The following is a 4,738-nucleotide window of genomic DNA, read 5'->3' as shown; positions in this document are numbered from 1 at the left end:
GTCGGCGCGCTTGGTCGTGGGGCGCTCGGCGGCCGGGCGCGCGGGCTCGACGCCGGTGGGCCGCGCCATCACAGGGCCTCCGTTCCGGTGAAGGGCAGCGTGGACGCCTCTTTGCCGGCCAGGGCCAGGACCGCGCGGGCGATCGCGTCCGAGTCGCCGAGCGTCACCGAGTTGACGCCGGGGCGGATGCCCGCGGCGGTGACCCAGTGCACGGACTCCGTGGGCACCCCGTAGGCGAAGCGCCTCGGATGCGCACGGCCGTCGGGGCCCACGAGCCGGTAGGGCCGCTCGGTGACGGCGAGCCCACCGGTCTCGTACGTCTGCGCGGCGGGCCCCCGGATGTGATAGCGCGTGCACTGCCCGGTGGTCAGCAGGTGGCGCAGGAGCGGATCGGCGGTGCGCCGCAGGTCGATGTCGGGCAGCCGGGCCTCGACGAGCACCGACGCGCGCGCCTCGAAACCGGCGACGCGCGGCGACGACGCCACGAACTCGCGCTGCTCGGCGTCGAGCTCCACGGTGATGTCGGGACCGATGACGGTGAGCACGCCCGCCTCGATGAGCGCGATCATCTCCTGGATGCGGGAGGCGGGCGGTCCGATGGACAAGAACCCGTTGAGGGGCGTGTACCAACGGTCGAGGTGGTCGCGGTGGGACCGGGCGGTCAGGCCGCCGTGATCGACGAGCAGGCGTATCTCGTTGCGCAGGTCGCGCAGGGCGTCGAGCGCCGCCTTCAGGGGCCCTGACACATTGCCCGCGAGGGCGTCGGCGACGTCCTGCCGCAGCCGCGCGAGCAGCCAGTCGCGCCAGGCGGCCGGGTCGGCGAACGCGGCCCCGCCGTCCGGCCGAGCGATCCGCTGCCAGTCCCACCGGTCCGCCCCGGCGATGCCGTACTCGTCGAGCACGGCCTGCTCGGCGGGCGTGCCCCAGGGGGCCGCGAGGAGCTGGGCGCGGAAGGTGCCCACGGCGGCCGGCGGCTGCCTGCGGGCGAGCAGCGCCGTGTAGTAGACGGTCTCCACCTCCTTGGCGATCAGCGGCCACAGATCGTTCTGGAAGTCGAGGCCAGGGCCGTCCTCGCCGCGGCGGCGCAGCCCGCGCACCGTCTCCTCGTCGAGGAGCAGCGGCATGTGCCTGCCGTGCGGGCCCTTCTCGTTCTCTCCGCGCGCGTGGTACGGCACGCCACGCCGCGAGCCCGCGTACAGGCGGGGCTCCTTGCCGCTGGGCCGGTAGACGAGTGCGTCGCCCCGCTGCTCGTAGGTCCCTCCACGCCCTTGGGTGAACAGGGCCATGTAGTCGAAGAAGTTGAGGCCGAGGCCGCGCAGAATGACGGGCTCGCCGGGTTCGATGCCGCTCAGGTCCACGTCCGCCGGGTTGGCGGGCCGCAGATGGGTCAGGCCGAGCCCGGTCGCCTCGTCGTGCAGGCGGGCCAGCGGCTCGGGGTCGTCCGCCGCGACGTGACCGAGCGCGAGCACCACGGCGTCGAGGCCGGTCAGCTCCTTTCCGTTCTCCAGGCGCACGGTCTGCCGCGGCGCGCCCGCGCCGACCGGGCCGTCGATGGCGTCGATGCCGTCGACGACATCGAGGTCGTCGAGGGCGACGGCGCGGGTGCGGTGGACGACGATGTCCACGTGGTCGGGCGCGAGCGCCACCACGCGCTGGAAAACCCACTCCAGATACTGACCGTAGAAGGCGCGCGTCGGATACGTATCGGGCCCGAGGCGTCGGGCCTCGCGCAGGAATCCCTCGTCCAGGCCGGCCTCCTCGGGGCCGAGGGGCGCCATGAGGCACGCCCATTCGTACAGACTCGGACCGGTGGCGAGCGGCCCCTCCATGTCGACGGAATCGTCGGTGAAGAGCGTGACCTGGGAGGCGACCGTGTTCATCAGCAGATGGCGGGACTGAGTGCCGCGCCAGACCCGGCCGGAACCTGGTCGCTCGGGGTCGACCACGTGCACGGTCAGCCCGGTCCGGGGCACGAGGGCGGCGTTGGCGCAGACGCGTTCGAGCACCGAGAGACCGCGGGGACCGGTGCCGATGATGCACAGAGTCAGTTGCTGATTTCCCATCTGCTGCTCCTGATTCAGTGTCAATTGGCGAGAAGAGGAAAAGGCGGGTGCCGCTTCGAAAGGGAATGAAGGGCGGCGGACGCAGGGCCGGAGAGAAGCAAATCCTCAGCTCGAAATAACGTCAACGCGCGGCCCGTAGATGGCTGTTGAATGCGTCCTGAGAGAGAAAAACTTCCCCGTATCCTGCTCCGTCGGAAAGGAGGAGCGGAAGCTCAGCCGGGCCCTGACCAGCGCCCCGGCCGGGAATTGCCATGACTTTGCTATCCGCCGCCCGTAGCAGCCGCGGCTGTGCCCCTTCGCGGGCCGAAGGGCCGGTCGTCCACCCAAGCCACGCTTAAGCAGGCGGCCCCAGCATGAGGGCCGAGTCCGTGATCACCGGACTTTCGCCCCCGACTCCGATGCGTCCCAGGGAGAGCCATGACGACACGCCTGTTCACGTCGGAGTCCGTGACGGAGGGGCATCCGGACAAGATCGCCGACCAGATCAGCGACGCGGTCCTCGACGCCCTGCTGGCCGCCGACCCCACGTCACGCGTCGCCGTGGAGACGCTGATCACGACAGGTCAGGTCCATGTGGCGGGCGAAGTGACGACGTCCGCGTACGCGGACATCGCGGGGATCGTGCGGGACACGATTTTGCGGATCGGCTACGACTCGTCCGCGAAGGGTTTCGACGGGGCGTCGTGCGGCGTGTCCGTGTCGATCGGCGCGCAGTCGCCCGACATCGCGCAGGGAGTGGACACGGCCTACGAGTCGCGTGTCGCGGGCGAGGGCGGTGACGAGCTCGGCCGGCAGGGAGCCGGCGACCAGGGGCTGATGTTCGGCTACGCGACGAACGAGACGCCGAACCTGATGCCGCTGCCCATCGAGCTCGCGCACCGGCTCTCGCGGCGCCTGACGGCCGTTCGCAAGGACGGCACCGTCCCGTATCTGCGCCCGGACGGCAAGACACAGGTGACGATCGAGTACCACGGCAGCCGCCCGGTCCGCCTGGACACGGTGGTGGTGTCCTCGCAGCACGCCCCCGACATCGACCTGGACGGACTCCTCACGCCGGACCTGCGGGCCGAGGTCGTGGAGCCGGTCCTGACACAGCTGGCCGAGGACGGCATCAAGCTGGAGACCGAGGGCTACCGGCTGCTGGTGAACCCGACCGGGCGCTTCGAGGTGGGCGGCCCGATGGGCGACGCTGGCCTGACGGGCCGGAAGATCATCATCGATACGTACGGGGGCTACGCCCGCCACGGCGGCGGCGCGTTCTCCGGCAAGGACCCGTCCAAGGTGGACCGCAGCGCGGCGTACGCGATGCGCTGGGTGGCCAAGAACGTCGTGGCGGCCGGCCTCGCCGAGCGCTGCGAGGTGCAGGTCGCCTACGCGATCGGCAAGGCGGAGCCGGTGGGCCTCTTCGTGGAGACGTTCGGCACGGCCGTGGTGTCGCAGTCCGCCATCGAGCGGGCCATCGGCGAGGTCTTCGATCTGCGTCCGGCGGCGATCATCCGCGACCTCGACCTGCTGCGTCCCATCTACGCCCAGACCGCCGCCTACGGGCACTTCGGGCGCGAGGGCGCGCAATTCACGTGGGAGAGCACGGACCGTGCGCAGGCCCTGCGCGCAGCCGCAGGGATCTGACATGCGGATCGCGGTGACCGACTCCACAGCCACCGATCACCTGACGGTCCCTGCCGCGGTGGTCGCGTCATGACGGGCGGCTCGGGACAGCGGGTGGCCGCACTGCGCGCCGCCCTCGCGTCACGTGTGGTGGTGGCCGACGGTGCGATGGGCACCATGCTGCAGGCACAGGACCCCACGCTGGACGACTTCCAGCAGCTCGAGGGCTGCAACGAGATCCTGAACCTGACCCGCCCCGACATCGTGCGCTCGGTGCACGAGGCGTACTTCGCGGTGGGCGTGGACTGCGTGGGGACCAACACGTTCGGTGCGAATTTCGCGGCCCTGGGGGAGTACGACATCCCCGAGCGGGTCTTCGAGCTGTCCGAGGCCGGCGCACGGGTGGCGCGCGAGGTGGCGGACGAGTTCACGGCGTCGACCGGGCGGCAGCGGTGGGTCCTCGGCTCGATGGGGCCGGGCACGAAACTGCCGACGCTGGGACACGCCCCGTACACGACCCTGCGGGACGCCTATCAGCACAACGCCGAGGGCCTGATCGCGGGCGGTGCGGACGCGCTGCTCGTGGAGACCACGCAGGACCTGCTCCAGACCAAGGCGGCACTGGTCGGCGCCCGCCGCGCGCTGGAGGCGACAGCCACGAACCTGCCGTTGATCTGCTCGGTCACCGTGGAGACCACCGGCACGATGCTGCTCGGCTCGGAGATCGGCGCGGCCCTGACCGCGCTGGAGCCGCTGGGCATCGACATGATCGGCCTGAACTGCGCGACGGGCCCGGCCGAGATGAGCGAGCACCTGCGCTACCTGTCACGCCACTCACGCATTCCGATCTCGGCCATGCCCAACGCCGGCCTGCCCGTGCTGACGAGGGACGGCGCGCACTACCCCCTGACCGCGCCCGAACTGGCCGACGCCCAGGAGACGTTCGTGCGCGAGTACGGGCTGTCGCTGGTCGGTGGTTGCTGCGGTACGACGCCGGAGCATCTGCGGCTGGTGGTGGAGCGGGTGCGTGGTTTGTCTCCCGTGGTGCGGGAGCCGCGTCCGGAGCC

General features: G+C 71.2%; 3 protein-coding genes. 2 read left to right on the top strand and 1 reads right to left on the bottom strand.

Annotation, left to right across the window (positions count from 1 at the left end; all coding sequences use genetic code 11):
- Positions 1-68 precede the first annotated feature (68 nt).
- Positions 69-2,063 (bottom strand): FAD/NAD(P)-binding protein, encoded by a 1,995-nt coding sequence (locus OFY01_RS15115; protein ID WP_266600119.1) that lies wholly within the window; start codon positions 2,061-2,063, stop codon positions 69-71.
- Between the two features lie 417 nt (positions 2,064-2,480).
- On the opposite strand from OFY01_RS15115, the gene metK reads away from it, so the two are divergent.
- Positions 2,481-3,692 (top strand): methionine adenosyltransferase, encoded by a 1,212-nt coding sequence (metK, locus tag OFY01_RS15110; RefSeq protein WP_266600117.1) that lies wholly within the window; start codon positions 2,481-2,483, stop codon positions 3,690-3,692.
- Positions 3,693-3,761: 69 nt separating this feature from the next.
- On the top strand, positions 3,762-4,738 hold a 977-nt coding region (locus OFY01_RS15105), incomplete at its 3' end, for a homocysteine S-methyltransferase family protein (protein ID WP_266600115.1).

The organism is Streptomyces beihaiensis, from assembly GCF_026274175.1.
Lineage (GTDB): Bacteria > Actinomycetota > Actinomycetes > Streptomycetales > Streptomycetaceae > Streptomyces > Streptomyces beihaiensis.
The sequence above is the reverse complement of the archived record's forward strand: the minus strand, read 5'-3'. Positions and strand labels throughout refer to the sequence as shown.

What these genes read in the sequence shown, in the direction of transcription:
- OFY01_RS15115 (WP_266600119.1), bottom strand. Translation starts at nt 2,063, where the DNA reads ATGGGAAATCAGCAACTGACTCTGTGCATCATCGGCACCGGTCCCCGC.
- metK (WP_266600117.1), top strand. Translation starts at nt 2,481, where the DNA reads ATGACGACACGCCTGTTCACGTCGGAGTCCGTGACGGAGGGGCATCCG.